The organism is Serratia symbiotica (genome assembly GCF_000821185.2).
Taxonomy (GTDB): Bacteria; Pseudomonadota; Gammaproteobacteria; order Enterobacterales; family Enterobacteriaceae; genus Serratia; species Serratia symbiotica.
The window spans coordinates 1,938,236-1,955,053 of sequence record NZ_CP050855.1; the positions used below are offsets into that span (position 1 = coordinate 1,938,236).

The 16,818-nt window shown below is 52.3% G+C and carries 16 protein-coding genes; 12 read left to right on the plus strand and 4 right to left on the minus strand.

The genetic code is table 11. From position 1 onward, the window contains the following. Positions 1 to 181 precede the first annotated feature (181 nt). The 12 genes from miaB (at position 182) to SYMBAF_RS09725 (ending at position 13,428) form a co-directional block, all read left to right on the plus strand. Entirely contained in the window at positions 182 to 1,606 is a 1,425-nt protein-coding gene (gene miaB, locus SYMBAF_RS09670; RefSeq protein ID WP_040264857.1) for a tRNA (N6-isopentenyl adenosine(37)-C2)-methylthiotransferase MiaB, read from the plus strand. A gap of 117 nt (positions 1,607 to 1,723) precedes the next feature. Further along, the gene (locus SYMBAF_RS09675) at positions 1,724 to 2,059 is read left to right on the plus strand and encodes a zinc ribbon domain-containing protein YjdM (protein ID WP_040264856.1); all 336 of its coding nucleotides are present in this window, start codon (positions 1,724 to 1,726) and stop codon (positions 2,057 to 2,059) included. A gap of 375 nt (positions 2,060 to 2,434) precedes the next feature. Further along, entirely contained in the window at positions 2,435 to 3,490 is a 1,056-nt protein-coding gene (locus tag SYMBAF_RS09680) for a PhoH family protein (protein ID WP_040264855.1), read from the plus strand. Further along, positions 3,487 to 3,960, plus strand: a complete 474-nt coding sequence (gene ybeY / locus SYMBAF_RS09685; RefSeq protein WP_040264853.1) for an rRNA maturation RNase YbeY — start codon at positions 3,487 to 3,489, stop codon at positions 3,958 to 3,960. Before SYMBAF_RS09680 ends, ybeY begins: the two co-directional genes overlap by 4 nt. 84 nt (positions 3,961 to 4,044) lie before the next feature. After that, a complete protein-coding gene (gene corC / locus SYMBAF_RS09690; protein WP_006708839.1) occupies positions 4,045 to 4,923 on the plus strand; it encodes a CNNM family magnesium/cobalt transport protein CorC in 879 nt (292 codons plus the stop codon). Positions 4,924 to 4,929: 6 nt separating this feature from the next. Continuing rightward, complete coding sequence (gene lnt / locus SYMBAF_RS09695) at positions 4,930 to 6,459, plus strand: apolipoprotein N-acyltransferase (RefSeq protein WP_040264851.1); 1,530 nt, start codon at positions 4,930 to 4,932, stop codon at positions 6,457 to 6,459. 277 nt (positions 6,460 to 6,736) lie between these two features. Beyond that, entirely contained in the window at positions 6,737 to 9,319 is a 2,583-nt protein-coding gene (leuS, locus tag SYMBAF_RS09700; RefSeq protein WP_040264849.1) for a leucine--tRNA ligase, read from the plus strand. A 14-nt stretch (positions 9,320 to 9,333) separates the two neighbouring features. Next, on the plus strand, positions 9,334 to 9,891 hold the full coding sequence (gene lptE, locus SYMBAF_RS09705; protein WP_040264848.1) for an LPS assembly lipoprotein LptE: 558 nt from the start codon (positions 9,334 to 9,336) through the stop codon (positions 9,889 to 9,891). Beyond that, on the plus strand, positions 9,891 to 10,925 hold the full coding sequence (gene holA / locus SYMBAF_RS09710) for a DNA polymerase III subunit delta (protein ID WP_040264847.1): 1,035 nt from the start codon (positions 9,891 to 9,893) through the stop codon (positions 10,923 to 10,925). The genes lptE and holA overlap by 1 nt, the downstream gene beginning before the upstream one ends. Next, positions 10,915 to 11,577: a nicotinate-nucleotide adenylyltransferase gene (nadD, locus tag SYMBAF_RS09715; protein ID WP_040264846.1), complete on the plus strand. Its 663-nt coding sequence runs from the start codon at positions 10,915 to 10,917 to the stop codon at positions 11,575 to 11,577. Before holA ends, nadD begins: the two co-directional genes overlap by 11 nt. Positions 11,578 to 12,151: 574 nt before the next feature. Beyond that, the gene (locus tag SYMBAF_RS09720; protein WP_152609089.1) at positions 12,152 to 12,406 is read left to right on the plus strand and encodes a hypothetical protein; all 255 of its coding nucleotides are present in this window, start codon (positions 12,152 to 12,154) and stop codon (positions 12,404 to 12,406) included. Positions 12,407 to 12,639: 233 nt separating this feature from the next. Further along, positions 12,640 to 13,428, plus strand: a complete 789-nt coding sequence (locus tag SYMBAF_RS09725; RefSeq protein ID WP_040264845.1) for a glycosyltransferase family 25 protein — start codon at positions 12,640 to 12,642, stop codon at positions 13,426 to 13,428. Positions 13,429 to 13,591: 163 nt separating this feature from the next. On the opposite strand, the gene SYMBAF_RS09730 is transcribed toward SYMBAF_RS09725, so the two are convergent. From SYMBAF_RS09730 to SYMBAF_RS09745, 4 genes are read right to left on the minus strand one after another with little or no spacing between them, the layout of a single operon-like run. After that, positions 13,592 to 14,032 carry a tail fiber assembly protein gene (locus SYMBAF_RS09730; protein WP_040264844.1) on the minus strand — a complete coding sequence of 147 codons (441 nt, stop codon included), beginning with the start codon at positions 14,030 to 14,032 and terminating at the stop codon, positions 13,592 to 13,594. Positions 14,033 to 14,034: 2 nt separating this feature from the next. Continuing rightward, entirely contained in the window at positions 14,035 to 15,003 is a 969-nt protein-coding gene (locus tag SYMBAF_RS09735; protein WP_052447723.1) for a phage tail protein, read from the minus strand. Between the two features lie 51 nt (positions 15,004 to 15,054). Next, the gene (locus tag SYMBAF_RS09740; RefSeq protein ID WP_040264843.1) at positions 15,055 to 15,672 is read right to left on the minus strand and encodes a YmfQ family protein; all 618 of its coding nucleotides are present in this window, start codon (positions 15,670 to 15,672) and stop codon (positions 15,055 to 15,057) included. After that, positions 15,669 to 16,817, minus strand: a complete 1,149-nt coding sequence (locus SYMBAF_RS09745; RefSeq protein WP_040264842.1) for a baseplate J/gp47 family protein — start codon at positions 16,815 to 16,817, stop codon at positions 15,669 to 15,671. Before SYMBAF_RS09745 ends, SYMBAF_RS09740 begins: the two co-directional genes overlap by 4 nt. Position 16,818: the final 1 nt, after the last annotated feature.

Sequence of the window (16,818 nt, forward strand, 5' to 3'; positions counted from 1 at the left end):
TAAATATCGCTACCCTAACCGGTATAGCATTGGTTCGCAGTGTACCGGATTTTTAATCCAGTTTCAGGCCAGATGCCGTTTCCCCACGCTGGTCATAACGCTATCAAATGATTACAATACCCGGCACGTTCTGCATGTCGCGTAACACAATTTCCTCTCCGCATTGAGTAATGGCAAATCAATGACGAAAAAACTACATATCAAAACCTGGGGTTGCCAGATGAATGAATATGATTCATCAAAAATGGCTGACCTGTTGAACAGCACGCACGGCTTCGAGTTGACCGAAAACGCCGAGGAAGCAGACGTGCTGCTACTGAACACCTGCTCGATCCGTGAAAAAGCACAGGAGAAAGTTTTCTCCATGTTGGGGCGCTGGAAATTGCTGAAAGAGAAAAACCCAGCGCTGATCATCGGTGTGGGCGGTTGTGTTGCCTCACAGGAAGGTGAACATATTCGCAGCCGTGCGCCCTGCGTAGATGTGGTGTTCGGCCCGCAAACCCTGCACCGCCTGCCGGAAATGATCAATCATGTACAAGGAACCCGCAGCCCAATCGTCGACATCAGCTTCCCGGAAATTGAGAAATTTGACCGGTTGCCGGAGCCACGTGCTGAAGGCCCTTGCGCTTTTGTCTCGATCATGGAAGGCTGCAACAAATATTGCACCTTCTGCGTAGTGCCTTACACCCGTGGCGAGGAAGTGAGCCGACCAAGCGATGATGTGCTGTTCGAAATCGCCCAATTGGCCGCGCAGGGCGTACGTGAAGTGAATCTGCTCGGCCAGAATGTCAACGCATACCGCGCCACCACCTACGATGGCGACATCTGTACCTTTGCCGAGTTGCTACGCCTGGTGGCAGCTATTGATGGCATCGATCGTATCCGTTTTACCACCAGCCATCCGATAGAGTTTACCGATGACGTTATCGCAGTGTACGAGGACACCCCGGAGTTGGTCAGCTTCCTACATCTGCCAGTGCAGAGCGGGTCAGATCGTATCCTGACTATGATGAAACGGGCGCACACCGCGCTGGAATACAAGGCGATCATTCGCAAGCTGCGTAAGGTGCGGCCAAATATGCAGTTCAGCTCAGATTTCATCATCGGTTTTCCCGGCGAGACTCAGGCCGACTTCGAGCAGACCCTAAAGCTCATCGCCGAGGTTAACTTCGACGCCAGCTTCAGTTTTATCTATTCCCCACGTCCAGGCACCCCGGCAGCAGAAATGATCGACGATGTCAGCGAAGAAGAGAAAAAGCAGCGGCTGTATATCCTGCAAGATCGCATCAACCAGCAAGTGTTGCAGTTCAGTCGGCGCATGCTGGGTAGCGTGCAACGCATTCTGGTGGAAGGCACCTCGCGTAAGAACGTGATGGAACTAGCTGGCCGCACCGAGTGCAACCGCATGGTGAACTTCGAAGGCTCGCCAGAGATGGTCAGTCAGTTCGTCGATGTGGAAATTACCGAGGTGTGGGCACACTCACTGCGTGGCACCGTGGTGCGCACCGAACAGCAGATGGATCTGCGCGTTTATGAATCCCCGCAGTCGGTGATCACCCGTACCCGCAAAGAGAACGCGTTGGGTGTTGGCATTTACCAGCCTTGACGCGATGGCAGTGTGAACAAGCATCACCGCTCCAGCCATTATCCTTATTGATGATTTCTCTGCCGGGCGCTCACGTCCGACGGATGCTTTTTCTTTTTATATAAGAGGCGATATAATATGCAATTCCCACACTGCCCTCAGTGCCACTCCGAATACACCTATCAGGATCATGCCATGTTTATCTGTCCTGAGTGCGCCCACGAATGGAACGACAGCGCGCCAACAGAAGACGAAGACCAACTGATTGTCAAAGACGCCAACGGCAACTTGCTGTCGGATGGCGATGTGGTGACCGTGGTCAAGGATCTAAAGGTCAAGGGCAGCGCGTCAATGTTGAAGATCGGCACCAAGGTGAAAAACATCCGCTTGGTGGCAGGCGATCACAACATTGACTGCAAAATCGAGGGTTTCGGCCCCATGAAGCTAAAATCCGAATTTGTGAAGAAGAGTTGATCCTCACCCTCATTGATCGGTGATCACGCGACCAGCAGCAGGCCGCACTTTTTCTTTCTCCAGCCTTGAATTACGCCGTTGCTGAACAGATATACCGGTCATACTTCAAGTAGCCTGTGCGTTAACTTTCCTCGCTCACCCCAGTCACTGACGGGTGTAAGCGCTTGGGGGTTAATGAACCTCATCCCTGAGGTTCAGCCTGCGGCCCAGCGCAAGCGCGGTCCAAATCGGTTCCCGACCGATTTGTCGCTGCATTGCCGCTTTACTGCAACTCGAATTATTTAAGGTATAGATAATTCTAGATGTCCTAAACACACGCGTCATCGACGCATGATGTTTCATCAACCAGGCTTGATGTGAGCCTTGAGGAATAGTTTGAACGTCGCAACACAAGAAATTTTGTTAGAACCCGCAGACAATCAGCGCTTGCTCAGCCTGTGTGGTCCTCTTGATGACAATATCAAACAGCTCGAACGCCGGCTAGGCATCGAAATCAACCGCCGCGATAACCGCTTCAAACTGGTCGGCAAGAAGCTGTGCGTGGTGGCCGCCGCCGATATACTACGCCATCTGTACGTGGATACCGCGCCGATCCGCAACCTGATCCCTGATATCGATCCGGAGCAAATCCACTTGGCGATCAAAGAGAGCCGGGTGCTGGAACAGGTCGCTGACAGCGTGCCGGACTACGGCAAGGCGGTCACCATCAAGACCAAACGCGGTATGGTGAAACCGCGCACGCCAAATCAGGCGCAGTATATCGCCAATATTCTCGCCCACGACATTACCTTCGGCATCGGCCCAGCCGGTACCGGCAAAACTTACCTGGCGGTCGCAGCCGCAGTAGACGCACTGGAGCGCCAGGAAATCCGTCGCATTTTGCTGACGCGCCCAGCCGTCGAGGCTGGCGAGAAGTTGGGCTTCCTGCCGGGGGATCTAAGCCAAAAGGTCGATCCTTATCTGCGACCCCTGTACGACGCCCTGTTCGAAATGCTCGGCTTTGAGCGCGTGGAGAAGCTGATCGAACGCAATGTGATTGAAGTCGCGCCGCTGGCCTATATGCGCGGCCGCACGCTGAACGATGCCTTTATCATTCTGGATGAAAGCCAGAACACCACCATCGAACAGATGAAGATGTTCCTGACGCGCATCGGCTTCAACTCACAGGCCGTGATCACCGGTGACGTCACCCAGATCGACCTGCCGCGCAACCAAAAATCCGGCCTGCGCCATGCGGTGGAGGTACTATCAGACGTGGAAGCGCTGAGCTTTAATTTCTTCCACAGCGAAGACGTGGTACGTCACCCGGTGGTGGCTCGCGTGGTCATCGCTTACGAAGCCTGGGAAGCCGCCGAGCAGAAACGCAAAGACGCGATCGCCGAGCAACGTCAGCGCACAGTGAATGTCGATTCACCGCAGGATACGCCATGAGTCAGGTGATTTTGGATTTACAAATTGCTTGTGAAGACAGCAACAATCTGCCGGATGAAACCGCTTTCCAGCGCTGGCTAGAGGCTGTGCTGCTACCGTTCCAAGAAGAGGCCGAAGTGACAGTACGCCTGGTTGACGAGGCCGAAAGTAACGAGTTGAACCTAACCTATCGCGGTAAGGACAAACCGACCAACGTGCTATCCTTTCCGTTCGAAGCCCCACCGGGCATCGCGCTACCACTGCTTGGCGATCTGATCATCTGCCGGCAGGTGGTTGAACAGGAAGCCGCCGAGCAAGGCAAAACGTCGGAGGCACACTGGGCGCACATGGTTGTCCACGGTAGTCTTCATCTGTTAGGGTATGACCATATCGAAGACGATGCAGCCGAAGAAATGGAGTCTTTGGAAACCGAAATCATGCACGGGCTGGGCTATCCTGATCCGTACTTGGCGGAAAAAGATCCCGTCTGATGTCAGCCATTTCCCCCACAGCCCCTAGCAAGGCTGTCGCTGACGCCCCTTAACTCTAACATGAGTGATATTAACTAGAACGCCATGAGCGACGACCATTCATCAAGCAATGACAGCCCCAGCCCCAAGAAGGGGTTCTTTACGCTTATCCTTAACCAGTTGTTCCACGGTGAACCCAAAAACCGCGGCGATCTGGTAGAACTGATCCGTGATTCCGAGCAAAACGACCTGATTGATCCTGATACCCGCGATATGCTGGAAGGTGTGATGGATATCGCGGAGCAGCGCGTGCGCGACATCATGATCCCGCGCTCCCAGATGGTCACGCTCAAACGCAACCAACAGCTTGAAGACTGCTTGGACGTGATTGTCGAATCTGCCCACTCGCGCTTCCCAGTGATCAGCGAAGACAAAGATCATATTGAAGGCATCCTGATGGCCAAAGATCTGCTGCCATTCATGCGCAACGATTCCGAGCCATTCAGCATCAATAAGGTGTTACGGCCCGTAGTGGTGGTGCCGGAAAGCAAGCGGGTTGATCGGATGCTGAAAGAGTTCCGCTCCCAGCGTTATCATATGGCGATTGTCATTGACGAATTCGGTGGTGTGTCCGGCCTGGTGACTATCGAAGATATTCTGGAGCTTATCGTCGGCGAAATCGAAGATGAATACGACGATGAAGAAGATTTGGATATCCGCCAACTGAGCCGCCATATGTACACCGTACGTGCGCTGGCACCGATCGAAGACTTCAATGAAGCTTTCAACACCCACTTCAGCGACGATGAGGTCGATACCATCGGCGGTTTGGTGATGCAGGCATTCGGCCACCTGCCTGCACGCGGAGAGACCATTGAAATTGAAGGTTACCTATTTAAAGTTACGATGGCCGACAGCCGACGTATTATCCAAGTTCATGTGAAAATCCCAGACGATTCTCCACCACCGAAATTGGAAGAATAAACCCACATGGCTAAAGCTTCCTACTTTGAGCGCCAGCGGGTTCGCGCCCTGCTGGCGCTATTATCCGGTGCCTGCGGAACGCTGGCATTCTCTCCTTACGATTTCTGGCCAGCGGCCATCATCTCTCTATTCGGTCTGTTGGCCGTCACCTTGAATCGCACCGTAAAACAATCTGCCCTGCTCGGTTTCTGCTGGGGATTGGGGCTGTTCGGCAGCGGGGTTAACTGGGTGTATGTCAGCATTGCCAACTTCGGTGGCATGCCGTTGGTCATCAACATTTTCCTGGTAGCGTTGCTCGCCGCCTACCTATCACTGTATACCGGGCTGTTCGCCGGGCTATTGGCGCGCCTCTGGCCAGCCACCCGTTGGTGGCGGCTGGCGATCGCAGCGCCCGTGCTGTGGCAGGTGACCGAATTCCTGCGCGGCTGGGTACTGACGGGTTTCCCCTGGCTGCAATTTGGCTACAGCCAGATTAGCGGCCCGCTGAAGGGCGTAGCGCCGCTGCTAGGGGTTGACGCCATCACCTTTATGCTAATGACCATCGCCGGGCTGTTAGTATACGCCGTTAACCAGCGCCGCATAGCGCCTGCGGTGATTGCCGCCACGCTGCTACTGTTGCCCGGGCTGTTGCGCCACTGGCAGTGGTTTACCCCATTGCCAGAAAAGGCGGTAAACATCGCCATCGTGCAGGGCAACATCCCACAATCGTTGAAGTGGTCTCCGAAAGCGCTGGTGAGCACGCTACAAACTTACCTGAATGAAACCCGTCCTTATATGGGCAAAGCTCCGATCATCATCTGGCCGGAGTCCGCCATCCCGGATTATGAAGCCAGCCAGAATAGCTTCCTGACCATGATGGATGAACGGATGCGCGCAGAAAACAGCAGCCTGATCACCGGCATTGTCGATGTGCGTGACACGCCACAAGGCCAGAGGATCTATAATAGCGCCATCGTATTAGGCGAACCTGCACTCTACAGCTATCCGGCCAAAGAACGCTATAACAAGCACCATTTGGTACCGTTCGGCGAGTTTGTACCGCTGGAAACCCTGCTACGCCCGCTGGCACCGTTCTTCAACCTACCGATGTCTTCCTTCAGCCAAGGCGATAACATCCAGCCACAACTGCGCGTCAGGGGTTACCACCTGACGACTGCCATTTGCTATGAGATCGTGTTGGGCCAGCAGTTGCGCGACAATTTCCGACCAGACACCCACTTCCTGCTGACCCTTTCCAATGACGCCTGGTTCGGTCACTCTATCGGCCCATGGCAGCACTTACAGATGGCCCGTATGCGGGCGCTGGAACTGGGTCGCCCGCTACTGCGTAGCACTAACAACGGTGTAACCGCAGCAGTGGATGCTAACGGTGAGGTGATCGCCGAAATCCCACAGTTCACCCGCCGTGTGTTGGAAGTGAACGTCACCCCAACCACCGGAGTTACACCTTACGCCCGCTTTGGTGCCACACCATTGTGGATCATCACCTTGCTGCTAGGTGGCTGGGCGCTGATGCTCGGCCAACGCCGCAAATAATCCCCCAGAGCTAAAATGGCAAATAAAATAGCCTAATGGGATAGGTTCTTAGCCTGCAAGTGGCAATAACGCAGTGTTCATTTTGGCTAGTGTGCGACACGTAGGATCTGTACGTTGCGTGCTATATCCTGCCAAGTTTTTAATGCGTTGAGTCGGGCGCTCGGTGTTGTTGCCGGGAGGTCTTATCAGCTATGCTATGCGCATCTACGCATATTACATCGCCATTGCGTTATCTCTGACTAGGATAACGGTTTTACTTACAGGATCATCAGCCGCCATGCAAGAGCAATACCGTCCAGAAGACATAGAATCGAGCGTACAACTTCACTGGCAAGAGAAGCAAACTTTTAAGGTTACCGAAGACGCCAGCAAGGAAAAATACTACTGCCTATCCATGCTGCCATACCCCTCTGGTCGGCTGCACATGGGGCACGTTCGTAACTATACTATCGGCGATGTCATCTCGCGCTATCAGCGCATGCTGGGTAAAAACGTGCTGCAACCCATCGGTTGGGATGCCTTCGGCCTGCCGGCGGAAGGCGCTGCGGTGAAGAACCACACCGCACCAGCTCCGTGGACCTACGACAACATCGAATACATGAAGAACCAACTGAAACTGCTGGGCTTTGGCTATGACTGGGATCGCGAGATCGCTACCTGCCAACCTGACTACTATCGTTGGGAACAGTGGTTCTTTACCAAGCTGTACGAAAAAGGTTTGGTCTACAAGAAAACCTCGGCGGTGAACTGGTGCCCACACGATCTGACCGTACTGGCCAATGAACAGGTTATCGACGGCGGCTGCTGGCGCTGCGACACCAAGGTCGAGCGCAAAGAGATCCCGCAGTGGTTTATCAAGATCACTGATTATGCGGATCAACTGCTGAACGATCTGGATACCCTGGAAAGCTGGCCTGAGCAGGTCAAAACTATGCAGCGCAACTGGATTGGCCGCTCCGCAGGCGTGGACATCACCTTTGAGGTTGCCGATAGCGATCAGAAGTTGACGGTTTATACCACCCGCCCCGATACCTTTATGGGGGCCACCTATGTGGCCGTGGCCGCAGGCCACCCACTCGCGCAACAGGGCGCACGCAACAACCCGGCACTGGCTGAATTTATCCGACAGTGCCGTGACACCAAAGTCGCCGAAGCCGAAATGGCGACAATGGAAAAGAAAGGCATGCCGACCGGCCTGTTCGTTACCCACCCATTGAGCGGCGAAAAGCTACCGATCTGGGTGGCTAACTTTGTGTTGATGGAATACGGCACCGGTGCAGTGATGGCGGTGCCAGCTCACGATCAACGCGATTGGGAGTTCGCCACTCAGTATCATCTACCAATTATACCGGTTATCCTGAACCGCGATGGTAGCCAGCCGGACGTGCACACCGCAGCAATGACCGAGAAAGGCACACTGTTCAACTCCGGCGAGTTCGACGGCCTGGAGAGCCAAGCTGGCTTCAATGCCATCGCCGACAAACTGGTCGCCAACGGCGTGGCTAAGCACAAAGTCAACTACCGTCTGCGCGATTGGGGTGTCTCCCGTCAACGCTACTGGGGTGCGCCAATCCCGATGGTGACGCTGGAAGATGGCACTGTGATGCCGACGCCAAAAGACCAACTGCCAGTAATACTGCCGGAAGACGTGGTGATGGACGGCATTACCAGCCCGATCAAAGCCGATCCTGAGTGGGCAAAAACCTGCGTCAACGGCCAGCCAGCACTGCGCGAAACCGACACCTTTGACACCTTCATGGAGTCGTCCTGGTACTACGCGCGTTACACCTGCCCGCAGTACCATCACGGCATGCTAGATCCCACTGCCGCCAACTATTGGCTGCCGGTCGATCAATATATCGGTGGTATCGAACACGCCATCATGCACCTGATGTATTTCCGCTTCTTCCATAAGCTGATGCGCGATGCTGGCCTGGTGGACTCCGACGAACCGGCCAAACGCCTGCTGTGTCAGGGTATGGTGCTGGCCGATGCTTTCTACTACACCGGCAATAGCGGCGAGCGCATCTGGGTCTCCCCAACTGACGCCACCGTCGAGCGTGACGACAAGGGCCGTATTGTCAAAGCGACCGATCCACAAGGGCGCGAACTGGTCTATGCTGGCATGAGCAAAATGTCGAAGTCGAAGAACAACGGCATCGACCCGCAAGAGATGGTAGAGAAATACGGCGCGGACACCGTGCGTCTGTTCATGATGTTCGCCTCACCGGCTGAAATGACGCTGGAATGGCAAGAGTCCGGTGTGGAAGGGGCTAGCCGTTTCCTGAAACGCGTCTGGAAACTGACCTACGATCACCTTGAGAAAGGCGCGGTACAGCCGCTGGACGTCACCACATTGAATGAAGATCAGAAAGCGCTGCGCCGCGATCTGCACAAAACCATCGCCAAGGTGAGCGATGATATCGGCCGCCGACAAACTTTCAACACCGCGATCGCCGCCGTGATGGAGCTGATGAACAAGCTGGCGCGTGCACCGCAGGAAAGCGAACAGGATCGCGCCCTACTGCAAGAAGCACTGCTGGCCGTGGTTCGTATGCTTTATCCGTTCACCCCGCATATAGGTTTTTCGCTGTGGCAGGCACTGGGCGGCAAAGGCGATATTGACACCGCGCCTTGGCCCGTTGCCGATGAACAAGCCATGGTCGAAGATTCCAAACTGGTGGTCGTGCAAGTTAACGGCAAGGTGCGTGCAAAAATCACCGTAGCAGCCGATGCAACCGAAGAACAGGTGCGAGCGCGCGCTGCCAATGAACATCTGGTGGCTAAATATCTGGACGGGGTTACACTTCGTAAAGTGATCTATGTTCCGGGTAAACTGCTTAACTTGGTAGTGGGTTAACACAAGGAGGAATTGTGCGACAACGTATTCTGACGCTGTTGCTGGGGTTAGCGATGCTGGTCACCGCTGGCTGCGGTTTTCACCTGCGTGGCACCACGCAGGTTCCTCAGGAAATGAAAACGCTGATATTGGACAGCCCGGATCTTTACGGGCCGTTGACCCGTGCAGTGCATGAACAATTACGCCTGAACGGCGTTGCCATCGTCAAAGATGCAAAGCGTAAGGACGTTCCATCCCTGCGCATCGTCACCACTCGCGAGAGCCAGGACACCGCGTCAATCTTCCAGAACGGTAAAACCGCCGAGTACCAAATGGTACTGACGGTGCAAGCGCAGGTACTGCTTCCTGGTCAAGATCTCTACCCCTTGTCAGTAAGCGTGTTCCGCTCATTCTTTGACAACCCGTTGACCGCGCTGGCAAAAGATTCCGAGCAGGAAATCATTCGTCAGGAAATGCGCGATCAGGCCGCACAGCAACTAGTGCGTAAACTGCTGACGGTGCATGCAGCAGCAGAAGAAACCCATCGGCAAGCCGCTGTCATCGGTGAAAAATCGACCAGTGACGCCGCGTAATGATCCGCCTTTACCCTGAGCAACTTGCCACGCAGCTCCGAGAAGGGCTGTGCGCGTGTTATTTATTGAGCGGCAATGAGCCGCTGATGTTACAGGAAAGCCAGGATTTAATCCGACAGGCCGCGCAGCAGCAGCAGTTCAGCGAGCACCACAGCATTTCTCTCGATGCCCATACCGACTGGGATGCCATCTTCAGCATTTGCCAAGCGATGAGCCTGTTCGCTAGCCGCCAAACACTGCTGCTAATGTTCCCGGAAAACGGCCCGACTGCGCCGATTGGAGATCAGTTGATCAAACTGTCTGCCCTGCTGCATAACGATATATTGCTGATATTGCGCGGCCCACGTTTGACCAAGGCACAGGAAAACAGCGCCTGGTTTAAATCACTCAGCCCAAAGGCTGTCTGCGTCAGTTGCCAAGCGCCGGAACAAATGCAACTTCCGCGCTGGGTTGCGGCTCGCGCCAAACTTATGAAACTGGAATTAGACAACGCAGCTAATCAATTGCTGTGTTACTGCTACGAAGGCAACCTGCTGGCGCTGTCGCAGGCGCTGGAAAGACTATCGCTACTGCACCCTGACGGCAAACTCACCCTACCGCGCGTCGAGCAGGCAGTTAACGATGCCGCCCACTTTACACCGTTCCATTGGCTGGATGCCCTACTGGCAGGCAAGAGCAAACGCACTTGGCATATTTTGCAACAGTTGCAGCAGGAGGATGTCGAACTGACGATCCTACTACGTATTTTACAACGTGAACTGCTGCTGTTGCTGACCCTACAACGCCGTATGGCTTCAGTGCCGCTGCGCACGCTGTTCGATCAGCACAAAGTCTGGCAAAATCGCCGCAATCTGATGACCCAAGCAGTACAACGGCTGTCTGCCAGCCAACTGCAGCAGGCGGTGCAACAACTGGTGCAGATTGAACTGACCCTCAAGCAAGACTATGGTCAGTCGGTTTGGCCCGCGTTAGAAACCCTGTCAATGCTGCTGTGCGGCAAAACCCTGCCTGCGAGTTTTACCTATGGTCAATAATCCGCCAAGCACCAGCGCACTGCAGGCCTTGTTTGGTGGCACCTTTGATCCGATCCATTATGGTCATCTGCGGCCGGTTGAAGCGCTGGCCGCAGAAGTGGGCCTGGATCGTGTCACCCTGTTGCCGAACCACGTGCCACCGCACCGCCCACAGCCTGAAGCCAACGCGCAACAACGGCTAAAAATGGTGGAGTTGGCGATCACCGGCAACCCAATGTTTACAGTTGACGATCGCGAACTGCACCGCACCACCCCTTCTTATACTATCGAAACCTTGGAGGCAGTGCGTGAAGAACGTGGCATGATGCAGCCGCTGGCGTTTATCATTGGCCAGGACTCGCTGTTGACGTTGCATAAATGGCATCGCTGGCAGTCACTGCTGGATCTTTGCCACCTACTGGTACTGGCACGCCCAGGTTACCATGATCGTCTGGATACGCCGGAGCTACAGCAGTGGCTGGAACGCCATCGCGTTACCGATGCCATGCTGCTCAGCCAGCAACCGCATGGCTATATCTACCTGGCTGACACACCAGAGCTGGAAATTTCCGCTACCGAGATCCGCCAGCGTCGTCATCAGGGGCTAAACTGCGACGATCTTCTGCCACGCTCGGTGCAGCGCTATATCGGGTTGCAGGGTTTATATCGCTAGTGGGGGGCGCATGGTATAATGCGCCGCTATTTTTCAGGTATCGTTGAAAACCCAGCCAGGCTTTCAACGGCATCTTAGCGACACTATCATCACGCTGGGCTACACATGGGCATTTGCCCTGCCACAGTCGGCTGAACAGCACAAACCTGAGGGGGAACCTTTGCAAGGTAAAGCGCTCATGCATTGCAAATATTCGATTAAATTCAATAAGTTAAGTGATTTATGGTTTATAAAACAAGCTACATAATACGCCAATTTACTACATTTTCACTACCTAAAATCAATAAGTTAACAATCATTTTGACCTTGCTTTTATCCTAGAAATCCCCAATCTTCTGAAGCAGACAACACATAGATCCACCCTGCCCCTCATCGAGCAGGGCGAGGCTTCCTAGATTTTTCCTATACCCCCTATTTCATCTACATCAAGTAGCAGGTGAAGCACGGTCACACTCCAACTGATCGTTAAAAGCGATCAATCACCCTAACATTGATCGCTAATATCCATTTGAATATGTCAGCCATGTTTATGTATGTTTGCTGCATTTATTTTTACACTCTGAGAATGTTGTGCATGAAGGAAAAAAATGATGCCCCAACCAGTATTCCAGATATGCACTGGATAATCCTGTCAGGAAATGAGCAGGATTTCGACAATGCTCCAGAATGGGCAAAACGCCTAGTGTGTATTCAAGGTCAGACTTATTGGTGGGATGGTTCTTGTACGTGGCGTGATACTAGATTAAAGAGTGGATATGAGTCGCATGATTTTGGCCTTCCTGATGAAGGCTATATCGTTGCTGAACGCCGATGGGTCAGAGCTTTTTAGCAACATCCATTATGCTTTAACAACATTTTCTGGAGTCCTTTATGTCAATCATCAGCATTATTTCGATAATAATTATATTGGTATTTTTTCATGCATTTATAATGCGGGAGTTAAAATCAGATAAGACACCGCACTATGAAGAAAATAATTATGATTAAGCCCGTGCTACCGAGATTTTTTCAGCACTGTCTATCCTAATAACGTTGGGATATTTACAGATAAAGGAATGGAATATGGAATCCAAAAAACTCAACTCCATAATAAAGGTTTATATCATCAACCTTCCTGAGCATAAAGATAGATTGGAACTCATGACGAAACAAATGGAGAGCTTAGATATTCCATTTGAGATAATTGTAGGTTTCGATGGGGAAAAAATTAAAGATGAAGAAATGTTCATCTTCAGAAGGGACATAAGTTGTGCAGTAACTAAAGGCGAGGTTGGATGTGCCCTGAGTCATCTTAAGGCATATAGAAAGTTGATCGATTCTAATAATGAAGTTGCTTTAGTTATTGAAGATGACGTCATCATTCCAAGCAACCTGAAAAATATAATAAATGAGATCGTAAACAGAAATGATGATGAAAAAAAATTGGTTACATTATTATCAAAAGTAAATAAATACATCAATAAACCAGTTTATGAGTTAAGTAATGGCCAGGGAGTATTTAGAACTATTGACGCTGCATTTGCTCATGGGTATATAATAAACAGATCTGCGGCAAGAAAACTCTTAGAGAAACTTTTACCAGTATGGTGTGTTGCAGATCAATGGACGTTATTTTACCAAATGGGCTTTATAAAGTTACACGCTACCATCCCGGCAGTACTCAATACTCATCCAGACTTTGAATGCATTACAACCATAACAGGCAGAGAACTGGAATCTACGAAAGCCTGTAAGAAAAAAAGTTGGCTTGAAATGAAAAATTCAACGCCGATAATCTGCAAAGTAAAAAAATTTCTTTGGTCAGTGTTTATAAAACCCTTTGTTAAGATTGTAAAATGCCAGCCCGAATAAACTTCTTTTAATAAAGTATTCGTACTATCCCATTCCCTCACATATATTAAAACCTCAAATTTTTCACTAATCCAGTCTGGACTTTTCCAAATTTTGGGGCACAAGAATGGATAGCCCCCCTCTCCTGCCAGAGGAGCTATCACAATTCAAAACCCCAACGCGGTTATTCAAAACCGCGCGGCGGCTCAGGCCAATCAATATCAGGCGCTAGCGTGGGGGCGATACGATATACCGCTACCCGAAACTGTTTCCACTCGGTTAGCCTGGTGCGTTCTTCTTCCGTTGCGATATCGAGATCGACAGCATCCTGAAGCGGGCCTATCGTCAGTCCTGCCTTGGTCAGCCATTGCTCCCGTTGATAGCCTGCCGACGATACCCGTTGCTCATGCGTGGGCGGTGGGGGTGGTGGGATATCTACCCATGCCGGGTAGCCTTTTTCGTCTGCACCACGCATCTTACCTGGAGGTGCCTGACCGATAAAGGTCTTAAACACATCTTCATCCACCAATACCCCATCCGCTGGCCATGTGCCAGACGCCTCGTAATCTTCCTTCATCACAAGTGGGTAGAAAGACGCATTTTTTGCATTAAACATGTAGTCCATGGTTATTTTCCTATCGCCAACCAGTGCATGCCACAGTCCCAGTCATAGCGAACCGTTCCAAAACTTTGTTTATTCCAGTTAAACCCATCGTTGTTGTAACCGCCCAGTAGTGGCCCGTAGTCATATGACTTATCCCAGGCGTTACGCCCCGGCCAGTACGGTGTTAGCGATATTGCCCAGACACCTTCATGAAAAGGGACGTTAAAACTTTGCCAAATATTGGCATCCTCATTAATGCCTCGAGTGACCGTTTGTCCACATTGAATGATAAATCCGGTGTTCTCATCCTTACGCCAACCTACCCCTTCAGACATCCTCGCCAGGCCACCGGTAAACCCTTCGTGATAAAGTCGATACCGTTTCCCATCCAGAGAGAATCCGCCTATGGCCAATGCATTATCGGTATCTAAACCAAAATAAGTGGCAAAATCTCCCTCACGGTGAAGCAATAATGCCGCTACCGCATCTTTATTGCCTTGGTTACTGATTTCTAATGCTGGTTTTGCACTGCCCTTGGCGGCGGAAAGATGCGGGGTATAGTTAGACATAAACGTTGTGCATTTAGATCCATTCGCCGGGTATCTCGCCCCCACCGTCATGACATCCCCAAGATTTACCCCTTTTGCGCCCGTTAACGCGTCCGTCACTGATTTTGGCGTTGCCGCCGTGGTCTCATCGTCGCTGTTGGTCTCATTGCTAAGTTTGGTGATCCCTGCTTTTGTTAGCGATGCAGGAACAACCGCCTTATCAATGCCCTCACTAAGCATTTTCTGAATCGCTTTGCTAACCTGTGAATCATCTGATTTGTCAGGTTTTAATCCTGCGTCTGTCAAAACGGCGATTAATTCACGCTGAACTGTTGTAAACCAGGCTGCGGGAAGAATAGTGGGACTCACTCCCTGAGCAACATTGCCGTCTGTGAACTCGCCCTGTGGATCGGCTGTAGTGGTGATATCACCGATTTTTTGCATAAGTAGTCCTCGCATTTAAACGATTATGGGTAATTAAGTAACAAAGAAAAATTAAAGCGATGAAGTCTCGATAGTGGCCCGGTAGCCAAATTTCACAACAGTGTGTGACGGGGATAATGCCTTTATCTGGCACTCAAGCTGTTTGTTACCCCAGGAACGCAGTGGGTCTCCGCAATAGGTACGTCCTGCTCGCGCATAAGTGATGGTGGTTTCCGGGGCGGTAACCAGCCAGTTAAAAGGCCAGTCTTCCCCATTTATCGCATCACCACACACTGACATTCCCGCGCGAGCCTGACGGTATTGGGTGATAGTGATATCGTAACCCAGGGTATTGGCTATTCGGATAAAATAGTCCGTTGACTGGCCGCCGGTGCTTATCAACTTTGCCACGACAGCAGCCTGACGTTTTGCAATGCTGTCCACCTCCCCGATCGAGCAGTCATCAGGTAGCCCTACTGTTTTTTCCCACTCAGTAAGCATGATCGTGGCCGTTTCAGGAAAGGCACCCACCAACAACCCTATTGCGTCGCTATCGCTGCGTTGGTAGCCAGCAGCCAGCGCACGGATTACAGCAGCCTGTACGCCTCCAGCATCGCGTGGCCACGCCAAACCGGTGGGTAATAGGGCATACAGCGCTCTTTGGTAGTCATCAGCAGTATATTGGCTCATGTGTACTTCACCTCGCCACGCACGGGCAGTTCCCCAACCCCAAGATCAATATTGGCCGATGGGGTGACCAGAATAAATCCGGCCGTTCCTGAGATATCACCGATCGCCCTGTTCAGGTCGGAAAGAAATATCTTCCCGTTACCAATTGGCGCCCCCTCATGGAAAAACACGCTATCTATGGCTGCGGCAATAGCCGCCGTAATATCGCTGCCAGCATGAGAGATGCCACTAATCTTAAAATCCACCGTCTTCGCGACGGGCGAACAGACGTAAACCAAAGCAGTCACCGGGGCGCGCGGATAAATGTAATCGGCTACCCTGCCTTGATCCCCTGTCGCTTTCTGAACCCCCCACTCATCCCGCTGGGATAGACCGTCAGTCCCTACAGGAAAACCATGATTGGTTTCATCGTTGCCATCACACATGATGTACACCCCAACCGTGCCAGCCCCCATCAGCCGCCGCTTTGTCCAGCACCGGGTAATACCAGGCACTGCACGCGCCCATTGTTCATAGTCTTTATCGCTGCCGCCTTGCGGAGGGGTTTGATACGCCAGCAGCATGCGAGCGCGTAGACTCTCTTGCGTTTCAATATCTGCCCCTCCGGTAGCGGGGTCGACCATTACGCCGCTGGCGTCAATACCTGGCAATGAAATATCTAGCGTCAGGGCCGTGCCCGCATCCGCATTACCGTCAATACCACCACCTGTTGGCGCGTCAATGATATCAGGGAGGATCGCGGTCAACTTGCCAATACCCTTGCCGTTTTCGCCTATAGTCACATCCTCGACGAGGCGGTAACAATACCCATCCCCCCGACGCAGCACCGCCCCTTTCCCTAGGGTGGAGTTTGCGATGCCGGTGAATTGATAGGCGGGGGTTGAAGCCGGATTGGCGGCTATCTGATAAACACTTTTCAGGGCAGCCCATCCCGCCAGCCATTCATCAGTGGCATTAAAAGGCGTGGCCTGCTGCGCAATGTAATCAAGGTAGCCGTAATGCAAATGAGCCAGACCAGCATCGGCATCAGCCAGTACACGCATGTTGGAGTAGCGTAGCAGTGCGCCGGTTTGTCTCAATTCCGATTTAAGCTGCGTGCGGCTCTTTTCACGCAGTTCGGTCAGTGTAGGTCGATTAAATGGCATT

Bases quoted from the DNA above. Each gene is read 5' to 3' on its own strand.
- ybeY (WP_040264853.1), top strand. From the start codon at position 3,487: ATGAGTCAGGTGATTTTGGATTTACAAATTGCTTGTGAAGACAGCAAC.
- corC (WP_006708839.1), top strand. From the start codon at position 4,045: ATGAGCGACGACCATTCATCAAGCAATGACAGCCCCAGCCCCAAGAAG.
- SYMBAF_RS09725 (WP_040264845.1), top strand. From the start codon at position 12,640: ATGGAATCCAAAAAACTCAACTCCATAATAAAGGTTTATATCATCAAC.
- holA (WP_040264847.1), top strand. From the start codon at position 9,891: ATGATCCGCCTTTACCCTGAGCAACTTGCCACGCAGCTCCGAGAAGGG.
- leuS (WP_040264849.1), top strand. From the start codon at position 6,737: ATGCAAGAGCAATACCGTCCAGAAGACATAGAATCGAGCGTACAACTT.
- SYMBAF_RS09745 (WP_040264842.1), bottom strand. From the start codon at position 16,817: ATGCCATTTAATCGACCTACACTGACCGAACTGCGTGAAAAGAGCCGC.
- nadD (WP_040264846.1), top strand. From the start codon at position 10,915: ATGGTCAATAATCCGCCAAGCACCAGCGCACTGCAGGCCTTGTTTGGT.
- SYMBAF_RS09675 (WP_040264856.1), top strand. From the start codon at position 1,724: ATGCAATTCCCACACTGCCCTCAGTGCCACTCCGAATACACCTATCAG.
- miaB (WP_040264857.1), top strand. From the start codon at position 182: ATGACGAAAAAACTACATATCAAAACCTGGGGTTGCCAGATGAATGAA.
- lnt (WP_040264851.1), top strand. From the start codon at position 4,930: ATGGCTAAAGCTTCCTACTTTGAGCGCCAGCGGGTTCGCGCCCTGCTG.
- SYMBAF_RS09740 (WP_040264843.1), bottom strand. From the start codon at position 15,672: ATGAGCCAATATACTGCTGATGACTACCAAAGAGCGCTGTATGCCCTA.
- SYMBAF_RS09735 (WP_052447723.1), bottom strand. From the start codon at position 15,003: ATGCAAAAAATCGGTGATATCACCACTACAGCCGATCCACAGGGCGAG.
- SYMBAF_RS09730 (WP_040264844.1), bottom strand. From the start codon at position 14,032: ATGGACTACATGTTTAATGCAAAAAATGCGTCTTTCTACCCACTTGTG.
- SYMBAF_RS09720 (WP_152609089.1), top strand. From the start codon at position 12,152: ATGAAGGAAAAAAATGATGCCCCAACCAGTATTCCAGATATGCACTGG.